Source organism: Streptomyces sp. (assembly GCF_035644915.1).
Taxonomy (GTDB): Bacteria; Actinomycetota; Actinomycetes; order Streptomycetales; family Streptomycetaceae; genus Streptomyces.
On record NZ_DASQNP010000070.1, the window covers coordinates 67,596 to 84,427 of the forward strand.

At 73.7% G+C, this 16,832-nt stretch carries 13 protein-coding genes; 8 read left to right on the forward strand and 5 right to left on the reverse strand.

All coding sequences use genetic code 11. The features are described from left to right. Nucleotides 1-95 precede the first annotated feature (95 nt). Nucleotides 96-2,153, forward strand: a complete 2,058-nt coding sequence (locus VE546_RS07290; protein ID WP_324919770.1) for a thioredoxin domain-containing protein — start codon at nt 96-98, stop codon at nt 2,151-2,153. Between the two features lie 68 nt (nt 2,154-2,221). On the opposite strand, the gene VE546_RS07295 is transcribed toward VE546_RS07290, so the two are convergent. Then, nucleotides 2,222-2,839 carry a TetR/AcrR family transcriptional regulator gene (locus VE546_RS07295; RefSeq protein WP_324919772.1) on the reverse strand — a complete coding sequence of 206 codons (618 nt, stop codon included), beginning with the start codon at nt 2,837-2,839 and terminating at the stop codon, nt 2,222-2,224. Between the two features lie 174 nt (nt 2,840-3,013). Here VE546_RS07295 and VE546_RS07300 point away from each other — a divergent pair, with 174 nt between their 5' ends. Next, nucleotides 3,014-4,225: a pyridoxal phosphate-dependent aminotransferase gene (locus VE546_RS07300; RefSeq protein ID WP_324919774.1), complete on the forward strand. Its 1,212-nt coding sequence runs from the start codon at nt 3,014-3,016 to the stop codon at nt 4,223-4,225. Nucleotides 4,226-4,366: 141 nt separating this feature from the next. Continuing rightward, nucleotides 4,367-4,792, forward strand: coding sequence for a hypothetical protein (locus VE546_RS07305; protein WP_324919776.1), 426 nt, complete (start codon nt 4,367-4,369; stop codon nt 4,790-4,792). A gap of 156 nt (nt 4,793-4,948) precedes the next feature. On the opposite strand, the gene VE546_RS07310 is transcribed toward VE546_RS07305, so the two are convergent. Further along, on the reverse strand, nt 4,949-6,784 hold the full coding sequence (locus VE546_RS07310; protein ID WP_324919778.1) for a phosphoenolpyruvate carboxykinase (GTP): 1,836 nt from the start codon (nt 6,782-6,784) through the stop codon (nt 4,949-4,951). Nucleotides 6,785-7,021: 237 nt separating this feature from the next. Here VE546_RS07310 and trhA point away from each other — a divergent pair, with 237 nt between their 5' ends. Next, nucleotides 7,022-7,732: a PAQR family membrane homeostasis protein TrhA gene (trhA, locus tag VE546_RS07315; RefSeq protein ID WP_324919780.1), complete on the forward strand. Its 711-nt coding sequence runs from the start codon at nt 7,022-7,024 to the stop codon at nt 7,730-7,732. Nucleotides 7,733-7,798: 66 nt separating this feature from the next. Here the strand turns inward: trhA and VE546_RS07320 are convergent, their stop codons facing one another. Together VE546_RS07320 and VE546_RS07325 are read right to left on the reverse strand one after the other, a co-directional pair. Next, a complete protein-coding gene (locus VE546_RS07320; RefSeq protein ID WP_324919782.1) occupies nt 7,799-9,409 on the reverse strand; it encodes a D-aminoacylase in 1,611 nt (536 codons plus the stop codon). Between the two features lie 81 nt (nt 9,410-9,490). Beyond that, complete coding sequence (locus tag VE546_RS07325; protein ID WP_324919784.1) at nt 9,491-10,852, reverse strand: alanine racemase; 1,362 nt, start codon at nt 10,850-10,852, stop codon at nt 9,491-9,493. Nucleotides 10,853-11,044: 192 nt separating this feature from the next. Here VE546_RS07325 and VE546_RS07330 point away from each other — a divergent pair, with 192 nt between their 5' ends. The 4 genes from VE546_RS07330 to VE546_RS07345 all read left to right on the forward strand — a co-directional run bounded on the left by VE546_RS07330 (nt 11,045) and on the right by VE546_RS07345 (nt 14,855). Further along, nucleotides 11,045-12,115 (forward strand): sugar kinase, encoded by a 1,071-nt coding sequence (locus tag VE546_RS07330; protein WP_324919991.1) that lies wholly within the window; start codon nt 11,045-11,047, stop codon nt 12,113-12,115. 3 nt (nt 12,116-12,118) lie between these two features. After that, nucleotides 12,119-12,907 (forward strand): IclR family transcriptional regulator, encoded by a 789-nt coding sequence (locus VE546_RS07335; RefSeq protein ID WP_324919786.1) that lies wholly within the window; start codon nt 12,119-12,121, stop codon nt 12,905-12,907. Then, on the forward strand, nt 12,904-13,329 hold the full coding sequence (locus tag VE546_RS07340; RefSeq protein ID WP_324919788.1) for a RidA family protein: 426 nt from the start codon (nt 12,904-12,906) through the stop codon (nt 13,327-13,329). Before VE546_RS07335 ends, VE546_RS07340 begins: the two co-directional genes overlap by 4 nt. Before the next feature lie 164 nt (nt 13,330-13,493). Next, nucleotides 13,494-14,855: an Nramp family divalent metal transporter gene (locus VE546_RS07345; protein WP_324919790.1), complete on the forward strand. Its 1,362-nt coding sequence runs from the start codon at nt 13,494-13,496 to the stop codon at nt 14,853-14,855. Between the two features lie 103 nt (nt 14,856-14,958). Here the strand turns inward: VE546_RS07345 and VE546_RS07350 are convergent, their stop codons facing one another. Then, nucleotides 14,959-16,725, reverse strand: a complete 1,767-nt coding sequence (locus VE546_RS07350; RefSeq protein ID WP_414720420.1) for a chitinase — start codon at nt 16,723-16,725, stop codon at nt 14,959-14,961. Nucleotides 16,726-16,832 lie beyond the last annotated feature (107 nt).

Consider the following 16,832-nt stretch of genomic DNA (forward strand, 5'->3'; position numbering starts at 1 on the left):
GGACGCCGCCCGGAACCGGCGGTCCCCGGCGCGGCTTACGGCGCGGCCTTCGGCGGGGTTCCCGGTCCGGGACGCGGAAGAGGCAGGATGGGGACATGGCCAACCGACTCGCCGCCGAGACGTCCCCCTACCTCCTGCAGCACGCCGACAACCCGGTCGACTGGTGGCCCTGGTCGCCGGAGGCGTTCGACGAGGCGCGCCGGCGGGACGTGCCGGTGCTGCTCAGCGTCGGCTACTCGAGCTGCCACTGGTGCCACGTGATGGCCGAGGAGTCCTTCGCCGACGAGGCCACCGCCGCCTACCTCAACGCCCACTACGTGTCCGTCAAGGTCGACCGCGAGGAGCGGCCGGACGTCGACGCCGTCTACATGGAGGCCGTCCAGGCCGCCACCGGGCACGGCGGCTGGCCCATGACCGTCTTCCTCACCCCCGACGGCGAGCCGTTCTACTTCGGCACCTACTTCCCGCCGGAGCCCCGGAGCGGCATGCCGTCCTTCCGGCAGGTGCTGGAAGGGGTGCACGCCGCCTGGACCGGCCGCCGGGAGGAGGTCGCCGAGGTCGCGGGGCGGATCGTGACGGAACTGTCCGGACGGAGCATCGGGTACGCCGAGGGCACGCGGCCCCAGCCGCCCGGCCCCGAGGAGCTGGGGGCCGCGCTGCTCGCGCTGACCCGCGACTTCGACCCCGCGTACGGCGGCTTCGGCGGCGCGCCCAAGTTCCCGCCGTCGATGGTGCTGGAGTTCCTGCTGCGGCACCACGCCCGCACCGGCTCCGAGGGCGCGCTGCAGATGGCCGAGGCGACCTGCGAGGCGATGGCCCGCGGCGGGATCTACGACCAGCTCGGCGGCGGCTTCGCCCGCTACTCGGTGGACGCGCGGTGGGTGGTGCCCCACTTCGAGAAGATGCTCTACGACAACGCGCTGCTGTGCCGGGCGTACGCGCACCTGTGGCGCGCCACCGGCAGCGAGCGGGCGCGGCGGGTCGCGCTGGAGACCGCCGACTTCATGGTGCGCGAACTGCGCACGCCCCAGGGCGGGTTCGCCTCCGCGCTGGACGCCGACAGCGACGACGGCACCGGCCGCCACAAGGAGGGCGCCTACTACGTCTGGACGCCCGCGCAGCTCCGCGAGGTCCTCGGCGAGGAGGACGCCGAACTGGCCGCCGCGTACTTCGGGGTGACCGACGAGGGCACCTTCGAGGAGGGCGCCTCCGTCCTCCAACTGCCCGACGGCGACGGGCCCGTCGACGCCGGGCGGATCGAGTCCGTGCGGCAGCGGCTGCTGGCCGCCCGCGAGCGGCGCCCGCGCCCCGGCCGGGACGACAAGGTCGTCACCGCCTGGAACGGGCTGGCCGTCGCCGCGCTCGCCGAGACCGGCGCGTACTTCGGCCGCCCGGACCTGGTCGAGGCAGCCACCGCCGCCGCCGACCTCCTCATCGCCGTCCACACCGACGAGCGCGGACGCCTGGTGCGCACCTCCCGCGACGGGGTGGCGGGCTCCGGGGCCGGGGTGCTGGAGGACTACGGCGACGTGGCCGAGGGCTTCCTCGCCCTGTACTCGGTGACCGGCGAGACCTGCTGGCTGGAGCTGGCCGGCACCCTGCTCCAGACCGTGCTGGACCGCTTCACCGCCGACGACGGCACCCTGTACGACACCGCCGACGACGCCGAGCGGCTCATCCGCCGCCCCCAGGACCCCACCGACAACGCGGCCCCCTCCGGCTGGACGGCCGCCGCCGCGGCCCTGCTGGCCTACGCCGCCCACACCGGCAGCGCCCGGCACCGCGAGGCGGCGGAGCGGGCGCTGGGCGTCGTACGGGCGCTGGGCCCGCGCGTCCCGCGCTTCATCGGCTGGGGACTGGCCGCCGCCGAGGCGGCCCTGGACGGCCCGCGCGAGATCGCGGTGGTCGGCCCGGCCGGCGATCCCGCCACCGCCGAGCTGCACCGCACCGCCCTGCTGGCCACCGCACCCGGCGCCGTGGTGGCCGTCGGGGAGCCGGGGGCGGACGAGGCCGGGCCGCTGCTGCGGGACCGGCCGCTGCTGGACGGCCGTCCGGCGGCGTACGTCTGCCACCACTTCGTGTGCGACGCCCCCACGGCCGACGCGGAGCGGCTGGCGGACACGGTGGGGACGGCGGAGGCCGTCAGGGCCTGAGCCGCCCGGGCCCCGCGGAACCCGCGGGTTCTCAGCGGGGCGTGCGGGGCGGGTCTTCGGAGGGGCCTTCAGAGGGTGAGGCCGCGCTCCAGCACGGCGAGGGCGCGGCCGACCTGCTCGCCCACGTCGCCCCGCATGCCGTGCTCCGCCCAGTGGAACAGCGCCTCGTTCAGGCAGCCCAGCATCGCGGCCGTGACGACGCGCAGCTCCAGGTCGTCCTCCGGCCGCCCGGTCCGCTCCGACAGCACCCGGGTCAGCATCCGGCCGGTGACCGCGTTGTGCTCGGCCAGACGGGCGCGGACGGCCGGCACGCCGAGGACCAGCCGGACGCGCTGGTCGATCTCGGCGAAGTCCTCCTCGTACATCCGCTCCAGGGCCGAGCACAGGGCCTCCCGCACGGCCCGCACCGGGGGCTCGCCGGGCGGGCGGCCGCGCAGCTCCTCCTCGATCAGGGAGTCGTACTCGTCGGCGAGGACGATGTCCTCCTTGGTCGGGAAGTACCGGAAGACGGTGCTCGGGGAGACCTCCGCGGCCTCGGCGATCTGGTCGACGGGGGTGGCGTCGTACCCCTGCTCGGCGAAGAGCCGGTATGCCGCCTGCCGGATCGCCCTGCGGGTCCGGATCTTCTTCCGCTCCCGCAGGCCGAGCTTGGGCGCGGCGGCGGACGAGGTGCGTGCAGGGGCCATGGAGACCATTGTCGGACATCGGCCCACGTCGACGCCACGGTCCGTGCGGGCACCGTGACCCGGCGGACGGCCGGGCGCGTGCGGGCGGGCACCGCGCACCCGCGTCACCCGCGCGTCACCCGCGTGGGGAAAAACACGGAGCGGCCCGTACGGGGCCCCCGTACAGTGGCCGGTATGCAGGTGATCCAGTCGACGAAACTCGCCAATGTCTGCTACGAGATCCGGGGTCCGGTTCTCGAGGAAGCCATGCGGTTGGAGGCGGCGGGTCACCGCATCCTCAAGCTCAACACCGGCAACCCCGCGCCCTTCGGGTTCGAGTGCCCGCCGGAGATCCTGGAGGACATGCTCCGCAACGCGGGGTCCGCGCACGGCTACGGCGACGCCAAGGGCCTGCCGGCGGCCCGGCGCGCGGTGATGCAGCACTACCAGACCAAGGGCATCGACCTGGACATCGAGGACGTCTACCTCGGCAACGGCGTCTCCGAGCTCATCCAGATGGCGATGCAGGCGCTGCTCGACGACGGCGACGAGGTGCTGGTGCCGGCGCCGGACTACCCGCTGTGGACGGCGGCGGTGGCCCTGTCGGGCGGGACGGCCGTGCACTACCGCTGCGACGAGCAGTCCGACTGGATGCCCGACCTCACCGACGTCGAACGCAAGGTGACCGACCGCACCAAGGCGATCGTCGTCATCAATCCCAACAACCCGACCGGCGCGGTCTACGACGACGAGCTGCTGCGCGGGCTGACGGACATCGCCCGCCGGCACAACCTGATCGTCTACTCCGACGAGATCTACGACAAGATCCTCTACGACGGCGCCACCCACACCCCCACCGCCGCCATCGCCCCGGACCTGCTCACCATCACCTTCAACGGGCTCTCCAAGGCGTACCGGGTGGCCGGCTACCGCAGCGGCTGGATGGCCGTGTGCGGTCCCAAGGCGCACGCCGCCAGCTACATCGAGGGCCTGACGATCCTGGCGAACATGCGGCTGTGCGCCAACATGCCCGCCCAGTACACGGTGGCCGCCGCGCTGGGCGGCCGGCAGTCGATCAACGACCTGGTGCTGCCGGGCGGCCGGCTGCTGGAGCAGCGCGACGCGGCGTACGACCTGCTCACCGCCATCCCGGGCGTGACGTGCGTGAAGCCCAAGGGCGCGCTGTACCTCTTCCCGCGGCTGGACCCCAAGGTCTACAAGATCAAGGACGACCGGCAGATGGTCCTCGACCTGCTGCGGGAGGAGAAGATCATGGTCGTCCACGGCACGGGCTTCAACTGGCCCGAGCCGGACCACTTCCGCATCGTCACGCTGCCGACCGTGCAGGACCTCTCCGACGCGGTGCGGCGGATCGGGTCCTTCCTCGACGGTTACAGCCAGTACTGACCGGCAGTACCGAGCGGTACCGGCCGGCGCACGGTGCTTTCCGTGCCCGGTCCCGAACGCTCCGAAGTACCCTTGTACCGACGGCAACTTTAGACACTGTCTAAGTTAGGATGGACTCCTGCACCTGCCAGGAGGCCATCCATGTACGAACCGATCCGCACGCCGTCGGTCCACACCATGGCCGATCCGGCCAAGACCGAGGGCGGTTTCCCGCGTCGTTCCCGCGAGGAGGAGCTGGACAACCGGCTCGCCGGCCATCTGACCGCTCTGCTGACCGTGACCGACGAGCTCCGGGTGTTCGCCCCGAGCGCGGAGCTGGACGAGGCCGCGCAGCGGCTGGAGGCCCAGGTCGCCCGGCTGTGCGGGGGCCGCGCCCCGCTGCGGGCCACCCCGTCGGCCGGTGCGGGCGGCGACTCCCGGGTGGCCGCCCTCCACCAGCGGGCCCACACCCTCGCCGGGCAGGCCCTGGTGGTGGCCACCTCCCGCTCGAACACCGAGGCCGCCGGACTGGCCGCCGAGCGGATGGAGGCCCACGCCCGGGCGCTCGGCCTGACCGAGGTCGGCTGACCGGCCGGGACCGGTCGGACGCAGGCCCGGCGGACCGTGTTCCGCCGGCGGGGCGCGGGCCGCTCCCGCCGCGGTCCCCCCGCGCCGGAAGGCCGTCGGCCCCCGTCCCGGTGCGCCGCACCGGGACGGGGGCCGACGGGCCGGACCCGGCCGGGCTCAGCCCAGCCGCTCGACCAGGGCGCGGTACTCGTCCCACATCTCCTTCGGCGTGCGGTCGCCGAAGGTGTTCAGGTGCTCGGGGATGAGGGCGGCCTCCTCGCGCCAGACGTCCCTGTCCACGGTCAGCAGGAACCGCAGGTCCTCCCGGGACAGCTCCAGGCCGTCGGTGTCCAGGGCCTCCTCCGTCGGGACGATGCCGATGGGCGTCTCCACGCCCTCCGCCTCGCCGTTCAGGCGGCCGACGATCCACTTCAGCACGCGGCTGTTCTCGCCGAAGCCCGGCCAGACGAACTCGCCCGCGTCGTTCTTGCGGAACCAGTTGACGTAGTAGATCTTCGGCAGCTTCGCCGGGTCGGCCTTGGCGCCGACCTCCAGCCAGTGACCCATGTAGTCGCCCATGTTGTAGCCGCAGAACGGCAGCATGGCGAACGGGTCGCGGCGCAGCTCGCCGACCTTGCCCTCGGCCGCCGCCGTCTTCTCCGACGCCACGTTGGCGCCGAGGAAGACGCCGTGCTGCCAGTCGAACGACTCCGTCACCAGCGGCACCGCGCTCGCCCGGCGGCCGCCGAAGAGGATCGCCGAGATCGGCACGCCCCTGGGGTCCTCCCACTCCGGCGCGATGATCGGGCACTGCGACGCCGGCACGGTGAAGCGGGCGTTGGGGTGCGCGGCCGGGGTGCCGGACCCGGGCGTCCAGTCGTTGCCCCGCCAGTCCGTCAGGTGGGCCGGGGGCTCCTCGGTCATGCCCTCCCACCACACGTCGCCGTCGTCGGTGAGCGCGACGTTGGTGAAGATCGCGTTGCCCCACAGGGTCTTCATCGCGTTGGCGTTGGTGTGCTCGCCCGTGCCCGGCGCCACGCCGAAGAAGCCCGCCTCGGGGTTGATCGCGTAGAGGCGGCCGTCCTCGCCGAAGCGCATCCAGGCGATGTCGTCGCCGATCGTCTCGACCGTCCAGCCGGGGATCGTCGGCTCCAGCATCGCGAGGTTGGTCTTGCCGCACGCGCTGGGGAAGGCCGCGGCCACGTACTTCGCCTCGCCGCGGGGCGGCGTCAGCTTCAGGATGAGCATGTGCTCGGCGAGCCAGCCCTCGTCGCGGGCCATCACCGAGGCGATGCGCAGGGCGTAGCACTTCTTGCCCAGCAGGGCGTTGCCGCCGTAGCCCGAGCCGTAGGACCAGATCTCGCGCGTCTCGGGGAAGTGGGAGATGTACTTGGTGGAGTTGCACGGCCACGGCACGTCGGCCTGGCCCGGCTCCAGCGGGGCGCCGACGCTGTGCACCGCCTTGACGAACGTCCCGTCCTCGCCCAGCTCCTCCAGCACGGCGCTGCCCATGCGGGTCATCGTCCGCATGGAGACGGCCACGTACGCGGAGTCCGTGATCTCCACGCCCAGCGCCGAGAGAGGGGAGCCCAGCGGGCCCATGCAGAAGGGGACCACGTACATCGTCCGGCCGCGCATCGAACCACGGAAGATGCCGCCCCGGCCGTCCTTGCCCGTGAAGATCTCCCGCATCTCCGCGGGGTCCATCCAGTGGTTGGTCGGGCCCGCGTCCTCCTGCTTCTCGGAGCAGATGAAGGTGCGGTCCTCCACGCGTGCCACGTCCGTCGGGTCGGAGGCGGCGTAGTACGAGTTGGGGCGCTTGATCGGATCGAGTTTGGTGAAGGTGCCCTTCTCGACCAGTTCTGCGCACAACCGCTCGTACTCCGCCTCCGAGCCGTCGCACCACACGATGCGGTCGGGCTGGGTGAGGGCGGCGATCTCGTCCACCCAGGCGATCAGTTCCCGATGCCGGGTGGGGGTCGTGTTGCCGGGAGCCGCAGTACTGCGCGCCACAATCGCTCCAGAGGTTGAGGGTTTTTGACGGATATCGCACGTATATCCGTTTTCTGGTGTCCGTATTTCAGGCTCGGCCCCGTGGGGGCTGCGACCCGGATGCTGCGGCATGCTCATCCGGTGCCGACCGTGCTCATTTGATACTCCGCCTCCGGAGCGCTTCTGTCCAGATGGCCAACCCGTGAGTATCGCCACGCGAAGGCAGAAACCTACGCTTGCGTAGGTACGATGAGGTGCATGACCGTCGCAGTATCCGACGCCCCCTCCGGGGCCGTATCCACCGCCGGCCGCGACCCCCTCCACGCGGCCCACCCGGTCAAGCCCCGGCTGCGTGGCTGGCTGCACGCCGGGATGTTCCCGGCGGTGCTGGTCTCGGGAGTCCTCCTGACCGCGTTCGCGCAGACCCCGCGCGGCCGCGCCGCCTGCGCGGTCTACACGCTGACCGCCTGTCTGCTGTTCGGCGTCAGCGCCCTGTACCACCGGGGGAACTGGAGCCCGCGCGCCGCAGCGGTGCTCCGCCGCCTGGACCACGCCAACATCTTCCTGATCATCGCGGGCACCTACACGCCGCTGACGATCCTGCTCGTCCCCGGCGGGCGCGGCCAGTTGCTGCTGTGGGGCATCTGGGCCGCCGCCCTCGCCGGGATCGCCTTCCGCGTCCTGTGGGTGGGCGCGCCGCGCTGGCTCTACACCCCGTGCTACCTCGCGATGGGGTGGGCCGCGGTGTTCTTCCTCCCCGACTTCCTGCGCGCGGGCGGCGTCGCCGTGCTGGTGTGCGTGGTGGCCGGCGGCCTGCTCTACAGCGCGGGCGGTGTCGTCTACGGCATCAGGCGGCCCAACCCCTCACCGCGCTGGTTCGGCTTCCACGAGGTCTTCCACTCCTTCACGCTGGCCGCGTTCGCGGTGCACTACGTGGGGATCTCGCTGGCGGCCTACAACGTCTCCTGACCGGCCGTCGGGAAGTTCTTCCCCGGCCGCACCCGAGCACCCGTCAGGTCCGCCGCCGACACCCCGTCAGCGCCCCCGGTGGCCGGTGCGCCGCACCGAGCGGCCCGCCAGCACGTCCGTACGGCGGCCGTCCTCGATCACGAACCGGCCGTCGACCAGGACGTACGGGATGCCCACCGGCGGGGTGCGCGGTCTGTCGAACGTCGCGCCCGCCGCCACCGTCTCCGGATCGAACAGCACCAGGTCCGCGCGGTGCCCCTCGCGCACCAGCCCCCGGTCCGGCAGCCGCAGACGGGCGGCGGGCCGTCCGGTCAGGTGCGCCACGCACTCCTCCAGCGACAGCACGCCCAGCTCGCGCACGTAGTGGCCGAGGTAGTGCGGGAAGGTGCCGTACGCCCGCGGGTGCGGCCGGTCGCCGACGAGGATGCCGTCGCTGCCGCCGGTGTGGACGCGGTGCCGCATGATCGCCCGGACGTTCTCCTCGTGCCCGACGTGCTGCAGGACCGTGGTGCCCAGCCGGTCCGCCAGCAGCAGCCGCCGTGCCACGGCGAACGGCTCCTCGCCCAGGTCGGCCGCCGACCGCGCCACCGTACGGCCGACGTACCCGGCCAGGGCGGGGTCGGCGGTGCCGGAGACCTCCACGGTGTCCCAGTCCACCGGCACCCCGTGGCAGCCGTCCGAGCCCTCGACCTCCAGCGCGTGCCGGATGCGGGCGCACGCCTCCGGGTCCCGCAGCCGGGCGAGGACCGCCTCCGGACCGCCCTCGAAGGCCCAGCTCGGCAGCAGGGCGGCCAGCGTGGTGCAGCCGGGCAGGTACGGGTAGCTGTCCAGTGAGAGGTCCACGCCGTCGGCCAGCGCCGCGTCCAGCAGCGCCAGCAGCTCGGGAGCGCGGCCGGCGTTGACGGAGAAGTTCACGGTGGCGTGCGCCAGGTGCAGCGCGCAGCCCGCCGCACGCGCCACCTCGACCATCTGCGCATAGGCGTCGAGCGCGCCCGCGCCGTAGGAGCGGTGGTGCGGGCAGAAGTAGCCGCCGTACTCCGCCACCACCCGGCACAGCTCCACCAGCTCGGCGTCCGAGGCGTACATCCCCGGCGCGTAGGTCAGGCCGGACGACAGCCCCACCGCGCCCTGCTCCAGGCCCTCGGCCACCAGGCGCCGCATGCGCCGCAGCTCCCCGTCGGTGGCGGGCCGGTCCTCCCAGCCGAGGACGAGCGCCCGCACCGTGCCCTGGGGGACGAGGTAGGCGGCGTTGACGGCGATGCCGCGGTCGAGCCGGTCCAGGTACTCCCCGACGGTCCGCCAGTCGACGTCGACGCCGGTGCCGTCCCCGTTCCAGCCGGTGATCGCCTGCCGCACCGCGTCGAGCGTGCGGTCGTCCACCGGCGCGTACGACAGCCCGTCCTGCCCGATCACCTCCAGCGTCACGCCCTGGGCGGCCTTCGCAAAGTGGTCGGGATCGCGCAGCAGCGCCAGGTCGCTGTGGGCGTGCATGTCGATGAAGCCGGGGGCGAGGACGAGCCCGTCCGCCCGGAGCACGCGCCGCCCGCCGGGGCGCGGACCGCCCTCGCCCTCCCGCCGGATCACGGCGATCCGCCCGCCGGCGATGCCGACGTCGGCCCGGTAGGCGGGGCCCGCGGTGCCGTCGACGACGCGTGCGTCACGCAGGACGAGGTCCATGGCGGGCTCCCGGGGGTCGTGGCGGGCTCTCGGAGGGGATCGCGGAGGTCTCGGGGTCTCGCGGTGCGCCCGGCGGGGCGCTCAGAAGAACGTGCGGACGAAGTCCGTGACGGTGCCGTCCGCCTCGGTGACCGGGATGAGCTGCCAGCGGTCGAAGACCGTGCAGGGGTGCGACAGGCCCAGGGCCACCCAGTCGCCCACCTCCAGCGCGGTGCCCGGCGCGACGGTGAGGAAGGCGTGCTGGTCGGCCAGCTTCACCACCGACAGGCCGGCCGCGCCGCGCTCCGTCCCGTCCGGCGCGCGGACGGCCACGGGCCGGGGCAGGTCCAGGTCGTAGGAGGCGTCCCGCTTGCCCGCGTTGAGGAAGGCCAGACCCGGCTCGGGCCGGGAGACCACCTGGGCCCACAGCCGGAACGCGGGCCGCAGCGACCCCTGGTCGGGGATGCGGTTGAACGGCGTCAGGCGGTGGTAGTGGACGTCGTCGTGCGCCACGTACGCGCCCGAGCGCAGCAGCCTCAGCACCGGCCGGGACAGTCCGGGCAGGGCCGCGAACTCCTCGGCCACCACGTCGAACCACGCGCTGCCGCCCGCGCTCACCACGATCTCCTCGCCGTCCCCCAGCCCGGCGAAGCGGCCCGCCGCGTCCAGGGCGGCGGCCAGCGCGCCGAGGTCGCGCAGCCACGCCCGCACGCGGTCGGCGTCGGCGTCCGGCACCTCGCCCTCGTAGCCGGCGACGCCGACCAGCCGCAGCGTCGGCACCGCCGCGACCGCCTCGGCGACCCGCGCCGCCTCCGCGGCCGTGCGGACGCCCGTACGGCCGCCGGGGGCGCCGAGCTCGACGACGACGTCGAGCGGGCGGGCGGTCGCCGGACGTGCCGCGTCCGCCGCGTGTGCCGCCGCGCGCAGCGCGGCGTCCATCAGCTCCACGCCGCGCACCGAGTCCACGTAGCAGACGAACCTCACCTCCGGGTCCGCCGCCAGCTCGCCGGCCATCCAGCGCAGCGCGGCGGCGTCCACCACCTCGTTGGCCAGGAAGATCCGCCGGATGCCGAACGCCCGGTAGACGCGCGCCTGCGCCGGCAGCGCCGCCGTGATGCCCCACGCGCCCAGGCCGAGCTGCCGGGCGAAGAGCCGCGGGGACATCGAGGTCTTGCCGTGGGGGGCGAGGGCGAGGCCGTGGCGGGCGCAGAAGCCGGCGAGCTGCCGCAGGTTGTGCTCCACGGCCCCGGCCGACAGCGTCAGCAGCGGCGTGGTGAAGCCGCCGGTGAACACGTTCCGCCGCTCGGCGGCGAGCGCGCCCACGGTCAGCCCGGCCGCGTCCGGGGGCAGACCCTTGAAGCGGTGGTCGACGACCTCGCCGTCGAGACCGGCGAGGCCGTCGAGGCCGGTGGGATCGGCGGGCCGGACGGCGTGCCCGGTGCGTTCGGCGTGCTCGGCGGCCATGGGAACTCCGAACTCCGTGGTGGACGCGACAGGCGTTGCGACATGTGCAACACTCATTGCGTATAGTGCTCGATGCTGTCTAGCATCCCGGCGAACACCCGGTCAACGGGCACGCAGGACCACGCAGGACGGTGTCCGCGGCACCGGGGAGCAGGCGGACCGGAGAGCCGAGGAGCGGAACCGACGGTGACGATGCCCCCCGCCCCTCCCGGCGGCGCCCCCGCCGGGCCCCCCGCCGAACCGGCCGGCCCGCCCTTCGACGTGGTCTGCCTGGGGGAGACCATGGTCGCCTTCCGGCCCGCCGGGCCCGGGCGGCTGGCCGACGCGCCGGTCTTCGTACGCGGCATCGGCGGCGCCGAGTCCAACGTCGCGTGCCTGCTGGCGCGCGCCGGGCACGCGGTGCGCTGGATCGGCCGGGTGGGCGCCGACGGCTTCGGCGACCACGTCCTGGCCGAGATCGCCGCCCGCGGCGTGGACGTCTCCGCCGTCCGGCGTGACCCGCACCGTCCCACCGGCGTGTACTTCCGCACCGACGGCGAGCGCTCCACCACCGGCGAGCGTCCCACCGACCGCGCGCTGGCCGAGGTGCTCTACCACCGCGCCGGATCGGCCGCCTCCGCCATGTCCCCCGAGACCGTCGACCGCGCCGCCGCCGACGCCGGCCGCGTCCTCCACCTCAGCGGCATCACCCCGGCCCTCTCCGCCGGGTGCCGCGCCCTGGTCCAGGAGCTGACCGCCCCCCGGCCCGGGCGCCCGCTGCTGTCCTTCGACGTCAACTACCGGGTGGGCCTGTGGAAGGGCCGGGACCCCGCCCTGCTGCTCGACCTCGCGCGCCGCTGCGACCTGGTGTTCGTGGGGGCGGACGAGGCGCGGGCCGCCTGGGGGATCGAGGACCCCGAAGCCCTGCGGGCCGCGCTGCCCGAACCGTCCGTCCTGGTCGTCAAGGACGGCGGCCGGGGCGCGACGGCCCACACCGTGGACGGGGCCGGCCCCGTCCACGTGCCCGCCCTGTCCGTGGAGGTCGTGGGGCCCGTCGGGGCCGGGGACGCGTTCGCCGCCGGCTTCCTCTCGGCGACCCTGCGCGGGCTGCCCGTGCGCGCGCGGCTGCGGCACGGCCACCTGATGGCCGCCGCCGCGCTCACCGTCCCCGGGGACCTCGCCGAACCGCCCGGCCGGCACACCGCCGACGAGCTGGCCGCCCTCGACGACCGGGCCTGGGGCAGACTGCGGCTCGGCCCCGGCTGGACCACACGGAAGGCGTGACCCATGAGCCAGACCGTCGACCGAGCGCTGAGCATCCTCCCGCTGCTGGCGCGGGGACCGGCGAGCCTCGAACAGGTCGCCCGGAACCTGGAGGTGCACAAGTCCACCGCCCTGCGCCTGCTGCGCACCCTCCACGAGCACGGCCTGGTCTACCGCCAGCCGGACCAGCGCTACCGCCTCGGGGTGCGGCTGTTCGCCCTCGCCCAGGAGGCCGTGGAGAGCCTCGACGTGCGGGCGGTCGCCCACCCGCACCTGACCGAGCTGGGCGCGGCGTGCGGGCACACCGTCCACCTGGCCGTCCGCCAGGAGGACGAGGTCGTCTACATCGACAAGGTCGAGAGCCGCTACCCGGTGCGGATGTACTCGCGCATCGGCAGGCCCGTGGCGATCACCGTCGCCGCCGTCGCCAAGGTCCTCCTCGCCGACCTCCCCGAACCCGAGCGGCGCGCCCTCGCCGAACGGCTCGACTACCCCCGCCACACGCCCCGTTCGACCCCCGGCCCCGCCGCCTTCCTGGAGGAACTGGCCAGGGTGCGCGAGCAGGGCTGGGCCACCGACCTCGGCGGCCACGAGGAGACGATCAACTGCGTCGCCGCGCCCGTGCGCGGCCCGGACGGCCGGGCCGTCGCCGCGGTGTCGGTCTCCGCGCCCACCGTCGCCGCCGGCCCCGACGAACTCCTCCGCCTGCTGCCGCTGGTGCGCCGTACGGCCGACGCCATCGGCGCCGAGTACTCCGGGAAGACCCCGGACGCCCGATCCCGACCCGCCGACCCCCGAGGAGAGCACCCGTGACCACCACGTCCAGTCCGGCCACCGGCAAGACCGCCGTGACCCCGCCGACCCACACCACCCCGACCGCGCGGTTCTCGCACGGGGTGCGCAAGGGCGGCATCCTCCAGGTGGCCGGCCAGGTCGGGTTCCTGCCCGCCGTCCCCGGACAGCCGCCCACCCCGGCCGGGCCGACCCTGCGCGAGCAGACCCTCCAGACCCTCGACAACGTCCGGGCGGTCCTGAAGGAGGGCGGCGCCGACTGGGAGGACGTGGTGATGATCCGCGTCTACCTCACCGACACCGGCCACTTCGCCGAGTTCAACGAGATCTACGACGCCTACTTCGCCGACCTCGCCGGGCCCCCGGCGGCCCGTACGACCGTCTACGTCGGCCTGCCCCCGGGCCTGCTGGTCGAGATCGACGCCATGGCCGTCCTGGACTGACCCGCCCCCGTCCCGCCGCCGTCCCCGTCCCGCCACCCGTCCCGGCCCTCCGCCCTCCGGCCCCGCGCCCGGTGTGCCCCCTTGTGCCGGCCGGTGGCGCACTGTTGTATGCGCCACGCCGGTCACCGGGCAGGAGTCACCGGGCACGAGAGCGGAGGTCGACCATGACCAGTACGGGTGAGACGGACGGGACGGGCCGGACGGACAAGACGGCGGGAACGGCGGAGACGGCGGGGACGGGCGGCGGCGCGGCGCCACCGCCCGACCGGAAGGCGAGCTGGCGGCTCATCGGCCCCGGCATCGTCGTGGCGGCCACCGGGGTGGGCGCCGGAGACCTGGTGGCGACCCTCATCGCGGGCAGCAAATTCGGCTACACCCTGCTGTGGGCGGCCGTCCTCGGCTGCCTGGTGAAGATCTCGCTCGCCGAGGCGACCGGCCGCTGGCACCTGTCCACCGGCCGGACCCTCTTCGACGGCTGGCGCAGCCTGGGCGCGTGGACCACGGTCTACTTCGCGATCTACGTCGTCGTCTGGGGCTTCGTCTACGGCGCGACCGCCATGTCCTCCAGCGCGCTGCCGATCGTCGCGCTCTTCCCCGACACGCTGAGCCTGCGGACGTGGGCCATCCTGTGCGGACTGGCCGGCCTGGCGTTCGTCTGGTTCAACCGGTACGCGGTCGTCGAGAAGATCATGACGGTCTTCGTCGGCGTGATGTTCGCGGTCGTCGTCTACGTGGCGGTCCGCGCCACGCCCCACCTCGGCGACACCGTCGCCGGGCTGCTGCCCGTCCTGCCCGAGGGCTCGCTGGTCTACACGCTCGGGCTGGTCGGCGGCGTCGGCGGGACGATCACCATGGCCGCGTACGGCTACTGGGTCAACGCCAAGGGCTGGACCGACAGCGGCTGGATGCGGATGATGCGGCTGGACAACCGGGTCGCGTACCTCACCACCGGCGTCTTCGTCGTGTCGATGCTGATCGTCGGCGCCGAGCTGCTGCACGCCACCAACACCGCCATCGGCTCCGGCGACCGGGGCCTGCTCGACCTGAGCGATGTGCTGGAGGAGCGCTTCGACACCGTCACGGCCAAGCTCTTCCTGGTCGGCTTCTTCGCCACCTCCTTCTCCTCGGTGGTGGGCGTCTGGCACGGGGTCAGCCTGCTGTTCGCCGACTTCGTGGAGCGCACGCGCGCCGCCCGGGCGCAGCGCACCGGCGGCGAGCCCCCCGTCCTGGAGGTCGCCCGCGGGCAGCGCGAGCGGTCCTGGCCCTTCCGCGGCTACCTGCTGTGGCTGACGTTCCCGCCGATGGGACTGCTGTGGCTGGACAAGCCCTTCGGCCTGGTCGTCGCCTACGGCGTGCTGGGCGCCTTCTTCATGCCCTTCCTCGCCGCGACCCTGCTGTGGCTGCTGAACACCGACCGCACCCCGCGCGAGTGGCGCAACGGGCCGCTCAGCAACGTCATGCTGGCGGTGGCGGGACTGCTCTTCGTCGTCCTGTGCGTCCACGAGCTGCGCGAGCTGCTCTGGTAGGGGCGGGGGAACGCGAGGCGCCGGCGGGAGGACGGGGTCTTCCGTCCTCCCGCCGGCGCCGGGTGCGGAATCCGTTCCGCGGCGGTGCCGTGCGGCGGTGCGGCTACGGCAGCGCGTGGACGTGCGGGCCGACCGTGTTCGACCACCGGTTGCCGTTCGTGGCGTCCCAGTTGGTGGACCAGGTCATCGCGCCGCGGATGCCCGGGTAGGTCTTCGCGGGCTTGAACGAGCCGCAGCCGGTGCCCTTGGCCAGGCAGTCCAGCGCGGCGTTCACCACGGACGGGTCGACGTAGCCGGAGCCCGCGCCCCGGGTGGAGGCGGGGGTGCCCAGACCGACCTGGGACGGGTCGAGGCCGCCTTCGAGCTGGATGCAGGCGAGCGCGGTGAGGAAGTCGACCGAGCCCTGCGAGTACACCTTGCCGTCGCAGCCCAGCATCGAACCGCTGTTGTAGTACTGCATGTTGACGACCGTGAGGATGTCCTTCACGTTCAGCGCCAGCTTGAAGTACTCCGACGACGTGGACTGCATGTCGATCGTCTGCGGCGCCATCGTGAGCACCATGCCGGGGCCGGCCTTCGCCGACAGCGAGCGCAGCGCCTGGGTGAGCCAGGTGGAGTTGATGCCGTGCTCGAGGTCGATGTCCACGCCGTCGAACCCGTACTCCTGCATCAGCCGGTGGGCGCTGTCGGCGAAGCGGGCGGCGGAGGCGGAGTCGTTGACGATGACGTTGCCCTTCTCACCGCCCACCGAGATGATCACCTTCTTGCCCTCGGCCTGCTTGGCGGCGATGTCGTCCTTGAACTCCTGGACCGAGCCGTAGCCGACGGCCGGGTCGAGGTTGAAGGTGATCTCGCCGGGGCTGGCCGTGGAGTCGGCGAACGAGACCGCGATGATGTCGTACTGGTCCTGCACGTCGCGCAGCTTCTGCACCTGCGCGCCGTTGTCGAAGTTCTGCCAGTAGCCCGTCACGGCGTGCTTGGGCACGCCCGTGTCCGGGGTGCCGCCGCTGTCGCCGCGGGTCGTGCCGGTCACGGGGGCGGACTTCGCCGACTCGCCCGCGCCGTTGACCGCGCTGACCCGGAACTCGTACGAGGTGGCGGCCTTCAGGCCGGTCACGGTCGCCGAGGTGCCCTGGACCGCCTGCACCTTCTGGCCGTCCCGGTAGACGTTGTAGCCGGTGGCGCCCTGGACGGTGTTCCAGGTCAGGGTGACCGAGGAGGAGGTGGTCGCGCCGACGGCCAGCCCGCCGGGGGCGGCCGGGGGCTCGGGGTCGGGGTCGCCCGGGTCGCCGGGGTCGCCGCCGGGGCCGGTGAGGGAGACGTCGTCCACGTGGTACGCGCCCTGGCCGTACCAGCCGTGGGTGTAGACGGTGACCGACGTGGTGTTCGGGCCGGTCTTGAAGGAGGTCTTCAACTGCTGCCAGCCGGACGCCCCCGGGGTCCAGGTGGAGACGTCGGTGGTGCCGGTCCCGGTGGCGCCGAGGTAGGCGTAGGAGCCCTGCACCCAGGCGCTGAGCTGGTACTCCGAGCCGGGCTGGACGGTCACGGTCTGGGAGCAGCGGGCGTTGTCGCCGTCCGAGGGGGTCGCCTTCAGCGCGGCCGCGCCGCCGTGCACCGGGGAGCCGACGACCGTGCCGCTGCCCGCGGAGCAGGTCCAGCCGCCCAGGCCGGACTCGAAGCCGGCGTTCTTCACCAGGTTCGGCTCGGCGGCCCCGGCGCTGCCGGTCAGACCGCTGAACGCCACCGTGCCGGCCGCGACCGCCGCCGCGCCGAACGCCGCGACGATCCGGGTACGGGTGCCGATCCTCCGGTGCTTCCCGGGCGTTCCGCCTCTCCCGTCCCTGCGGGCTCTTCGCGTCGTGCCTTCCACTGACTGCCTCCGTGCTGTGGGGGGTGGGGGTGAGCGCGCGTGGGGAGACGGTGGCCACCGTACTGGGCCGGAAGAATGGTTCAGACCAATGAGAATGTCAAGCGGCC

Coding starts and splice junctions, on each gene's coding strand:
- VE546_RS07290 (WP_324919770.1), top strand. CDS start 96: ATGGCCAACCGACTCGCCGCCGAGACGTCCCCCTACCTCCTGCAGCAC.
- VE546_RS07295 (WP_324919772.1), bottom strand. CDS start 2,839: ATGGCCCCTGCACGCACCTCGTCCGCCGCCGCGCCCAAGCTCGGCCTG.
- VE546_RS07300 (WP_324919774.1), top strand. CDS start 3,014: ATGCAGGTGATCCAGTCGACGAAACTCGCCAATGTCTGCTACGAGATC.
- VE546_RS07305 (WP_324919776.1), top strand. CDS start 4,367: ATGTACGAACCGATCCGCACGCCGTCGGTCCACACCATGGCCGATCCG.
- trhA (WP_324919780.1), top strand. CDS start 7,022: ATGACCGTCGCAGTATCCGACGCCCCCTCCGGGGCCGTATCCACCGCC.
- VE546_RS07320 (WP_324919782.1), bottom strand. CDS start 9,409: ATGGACCTCGTCCTGCGTGACGCACGCGTCGTCGACGGCACCGCGGGC.
- VE546_RS07325 (WP_324919784.1), bottom strand. CDS start 10,852: ATGGCCGCCGAGCACGCCGAACGCACCGGGCACGCCGTCCGGCCCGCC.
- VE546_RS07330 (WP_324919991.1), top strand. CDS start 11,045: ATGCCCCCCGCCCCTCCCGGCGGCGCCCCCGCCGGGCCCCCCGCCGAA.
- VE546_RS07335 (WP_324919786.1), top strand. CDS start 12,119: ATGAGCCAGACCGTCGACCGAGCGCTGAGCATCCTCCCGCTGCTGGCG.
- VE546_RS07345 (WP_324919790.1), top strand. CDS start 13,494: ATGACCAGTACGGGTGAGACGGACGGGACGGGCCGGACGGACAAGACG.